We start from the raw sequence: 5,144 nt of genomic DNA, 5'->3' as shown, positions 1-5,144 counted from the left end.
TCTGCTGGAATTGTGACAGTAACTTTTCCATCTTTATCTACTGTGATTCCTGGTGTTCCACTTTCGAAGGTTGTTCCTGTTGGAATTTTTTTACCATTCTCTTCTGTTAATGGAATTTTCACTTCAGTTCCTGGTTTTCCATTTCCATCATTGTATTTCGGTGTGTACTCATCAGATACTTGAGTCACCTTAACTGTTACTGGAACCTCATCTACTGTTTTGTCTGGATAAGTAACTAGTACTACTGCTGGCTTATCACCTGCTGAAGATGTATCCGGTGTTTCCTTCCACACATAAGTTGTGCCGTTTGGAAGATTATTTTTGTTACCAATACTATTTTTAGCTTCTGGTATTTTATTCAAACCTACAGTTTGATTAACAGGAGTTGGTGTATACGCATCCTTTTGTGGTGTAACGGTTACTGTTACTGGGATATCGATTGTCGAACCATCTGGATAGGTAACGGTGACAATACCTGGCTTGTCACCTGGTGTAGAAGTATCTGGTATCGTCTTCCATGTGTAATTTGTGCCATTTGGAAGGTCACCATTATTACCAATACTGTTCTTAGCAATTGGTTGTTCCTTATGCCCAACTGTTTGAGTTTTGGCTGTTGGAACAATATTTGTTGCCTCCTTAATTGGGCTTGGTTCTGACACAACATCATCTTGTCCTGATGTTTGAACAGTTGTTTTAGCTGTAATATTTCCTACTGGAACCTTACCTGTGATGATTACAGTTGCTTTCCCATTTGTTACAGTTCCTGTACCAATAACAGTTGTTTCATCTGGACCATAAAGAGTCACGATTGAACCATCTTTAACTCCACCTCCAACAGAAACAGTTACTGGGACGTTTTCTTGATTAGACTTACCTGTTAGATCTGTTTCAATCGTTGGAGCTTTTGGCTTAACAATGATGGTTACTTGCGGATTAGATTTGGCCACTGTTTTATCTGTATGAGTTGCTGTTGCTGTGTACTTAAAGACACCTGCTGTATCTTGAAGTATCTTTGGTGCTGTTCCTTCCCAGCCCCACTCAACTCCAATTCCTTTACCATTAGGTCCAGCATCTGTATATTGGTTAGCGTCCACACGCCCCTTCCAGCTTCTTAACGAATCTCCAACTGTAACTGTCGCTGTTTTACCTTTAATAGGATAAAGAGCTGCTTTATTAGTTGTCGCTACTTTCTCTGGACTAGGATCAGATGTGACATCTTGTTCACCTGGTGTTTGAACAGTTGTTCTAGCTGTAATATTTCCTTTTGGAATTGTTCCTGTAATTATCGCTTTTCCATTAGCCACAGTACCTGTACCAATTGCACGTCCATCCTGAGAATAAAGTGTTACAATAGAACCATCTTTTACCCCGTTATGAACATTTACAACAACTGCTGTGTTAGGTAATTCTGCCTTACCAGTTAAATCTGTTTCAATTGTTGGAGCCTTTGGTTTAACAATAACGGTTACTTGTGGATTAGATTCTGCTACTGATTTATCTGTATGAGTTGCTGTTGCTGTGTACTTAAAGACACCTGCTGTATCTTGAACAACTTTCGGCGCTGTTCCTTTCCAACCCCATTGTACTCCATTTCCGCGTCCTTTTGGTGCATTTGTGTATCGGTTCGAATCTACACGTCCATCCCATACCTTTAGTGAATCTCCAACTGTAACAGTTACTGTCTGACCTTCCAGTGGATGCTGACTAGCTAAGTCTTTCCCTACATGAACAGGGACATCAATATTCTCAGTTGATTTATCTGGATATGTGATTTTTACGACTGCTTTTTTATCTGTTCCTGTAGTATTGGTTTCAGGTTTTGAAACTACTTCAAAGATGGTTCCATTTGGGAAGGCTGGTGTACCAGGTTTAGCAATGACTTTTCCTTTAACCTCATCATCTGTGATGGTATCGTTAAATAGTACAGTCAACGTATTTGCTGCTGGAGTATACTTTTCTGCCTGCTCATGTACTTCAAATACAAAATGCCCTGTTGTTGAATTTGTACCATCAGTTGAAATTGCACGCGCAGTATACTTACCTTTTGCAACACCTAAACCTACTGTTCCTGTTACATTTTGTCCTAATGGCGAACCTTCTGTTGCCGTGCCATTGACAGGTGTAAAGTTAAAGCCACTTTGTAGGTTTTCCATTTTGAAGTTCGTCACTTTTCCACTATCATCTGTAGTGATAAGACGTGTATTTACTGCATCACCTCGGTATAGCGGAATAACTATACTTTGTCCTTGTTCATGAGTTTTTCCTAACTCCACTTTACTACCATCGTCTTTAGCCCAATAGATTTTTGGTGGAGTTGTATCACGAACTATAATTGGGACATCTACTTGGTCTTCCGACTTATCAGAGTAGATGACTTTAACCTTTGCCGTTTTAGCTCCTGTTGTATTAGTCTCCGGTTTTTCTTCTACCACAAGTGTAGCATTCGTTGGATATCCTGCAACTTTTGCCTTAATTTGATCATCTGTCAGCTGGTGGTTTATTCCGACTTGAAGCTCTGTGGCAGTTAGGTTATGAGTTGCGTTTTCCTTAGTTGCTGGTACAACTTTGACTTTTACTGTCTTAACAGTTTCGTGACCAGCGTCATCAGTTGCCTTAAAGGTAACTGTTTTTTCTCCAATATCAGTTTCCTTTGCTGCTCCAAGGTTAATAGATAGTGTCTTTTGTTTATCAGTATTTACTGAATAGTTCGTTTTTTGCGTAAATAGATGATCAGCATATTTTTTAAATATATCTGAAAAGTTTAAATTCACCTTAGTATCATCTTGTCCATTTACATTAAATAAGATTTTCTCACCAACTTTTACAGTTTGTTCTGCTGGTGTAACAGTCAAGGTAGGAGGTTGTGTATCTGGTTTAGGGGTTGGAGTTACAGGATTACTACGTCCAGAAGTTACTGTTCCACCCTTATTCACAACTGTTTCAGCTGTAATAGGCTTTTCTGGTAGAGCTCCTGTAACTGTAACATTCGCAGTACCTCCATTAGTTTTTCCAGTTCCGATAACTCTATCACCATCGTAAAGATTCACTGTCGAACCATCTGGCACTCCGTTTCCGACATTTACAGTAAGCTCTTGCCCAGTCTTACCTGCTTTTTCATTTACAGAGTTTTGATCAATAACAGGTTGATGCGGAATAACCTTTAATGTAGCAGTAGTAGTATTTGAGGTATCATCACTGTAGGTAGCTTGCACTTGATGCTTAAATACCCCTGCTGTATTAGTACTTGGTTGTCCATTTGTCCAATTCCAACGCATGCCATCAGGAAAGTTTTTAGTACCATCATCACGCGTTACAAAACCACTTTCTACTGGATTATTTAAATTTCCAAGAGGAGCTCCAACTTTTTTTGTAACCTCTTTACCTTGGATAGGGTATAAGGATGCATCTGGCTTGGCTTGTAAACTTGTTCCTTGCGAACCTACAATATATGATTGATTCGTAGTTGATCCAGTTGTAACAGAAGCAGCATAGACATTACCGTTAGCAGCTTCTGTGTCTGTCACACTATCCTTCAGTTTTACTCTAGCGGTCATATGGATTGCATAATCTAAGTCTGTCCGACCGACTTCCAATCCAAGAGTATAACTGATGTTGCCAGTGTAACTTCCATCTGTTCTTTTTACAATCTTATCTAAATAAGAATCATCTTTGTTATGTTTAAACACTTGCCATTTTTGATTAGGACGACTTACTCCTTGTGGATCGTATGTTGATCTTCTATCCTCTGGGAAAACGTTGGTTCTTTGTTTCCATGGTTCTGAAATTATAGCTGTCTCCCCAACCTTTTGGAATCCGCTACCTCCATCAGAAAGCTTTCTATTAGAATTTCTATCAAGATTTCGATAACGAGTAAAAGTTAAATTTTCTACTTTATTAGAACCATCCATGATATTAAACGGAGGTTGGAAATAATAATGCTGACTATAAGATTTATCTACCATGGCCACTCCATTATTATTGAAGTAAACATCATAGACCATCCATTTACCTGAACTATTTTGTTCATATTTTGCTTTAATTACTGTCTTTTTTTCTGTAAATTCAGGATCATCATTCCTTAAATATGATCCACCGTTAGTATTTTTATCGACCGATGCAAAATATTTAACGTTTTTCAACGACCCAGAAGAGCTAGTTGCTGTGTAAGCTCTAAACTGTGTTCCTCGAGCCATTCTCTTCACACGTTTTTTCATATCTTCAACATCGTTCAGAGAAACTGTGGTATTTTCAAGAACTCCTTGAGCCAATCCTATGAGTTCGTTGGCTTTTTCAAGAACATCTTTGCTAGTCTCATGCTCAGGTAATTCCAAAACAGGTGCCTGCAATTGATCAACAGATACTTTCAAAGAATCTTTTTTAGCTGATACAGTTTGATTCTCTTCGCTTGTTCTTACTTCAGAAGAAGATTCGCTCACTGGATTTTCAGCCTCAGTTTCAGTATTACTTTCTCGAACCTCACTTGATTCTTTTACCGCAGTAGATAAAATAGCTAAATCAGTAGACAACAGTTCTTTTAGTTCATTAATATCTTTTTGAACTGCATCAGCTTTATCTAGCAATACCTGACCTTTCTGAACTCTTTCTTTTACAGAAGAAAGTACTGAGTCGTCAAGGTTTAATTTAGCTGAAAGAAGAGAATTTAATTCTTCAACTATTGTTCTTAACTGACTTTTATCAACCGTATCACCACTATTTTCAACAATTGCACTTTCTTTATTTTCTAAAGAATTATTAGCTACTTCTACTTTGTTTTCAGTATATGCCGTAATACCTAGAGGCGACTCGGCCTCATTTTTAGGGCTTGCTGCACCCGCAGTAGATGATGAAGTATTTTCAACTACACTATCCGCACTAGCAACGCGCGCACCTAAAAACATCAGTGCTGCAACAGCTACTGAAGCCGCACCAAAGCTATATTTACGAATAGAAAAGCGCAAAACTTTTTCACGTTGCTGACGCTTTATTTTATTGAGTGAATTTGATTTATTTTCCATTGTCCCTCCTTATGTTAAAACACAAAATCAAATAAAAAAGCAACCTTCATAGCTACACACCTTATCGAAATGCACCCATGAAACCTACTATAATGAGTATTTCTTACACATTACAGCTATTACAGCTAT

1 protein-coding gene is annotated in these 5,144 nt (G+C 38.3%); it reads right to left on the bottom strand.

Going from position 1 to position 5,144, the window contains the following annotated elements; all coding sequences use genetic code 11:
• On the bottom strand, window positions 1–5,015 hold a 5,015-nt coding region (locus tag HT693_RS03675), incomplete at its 3' end, for a Rib/alpha-like domain-containing protein (RefSeq protein WP_172924864.1).
• Window positions 5,016–5,144 lie beyond the last annotated feature (129 nt).

The organism is Streptococcus sp. 2154, from assembly GCF_013277255.1.
In the GTDB taxonomy this organism is placed as follows: Bacteria; Bacillota; Bacilli; order Lactobacillales; family Streptococcaceae; genus Streptococcus; species Streptococcus pseudopneumoniae.
Note: the sequence above shows the minus strand (reverse complement) of the source record. Positions and strands in the feature narration are given on the sequence as shown.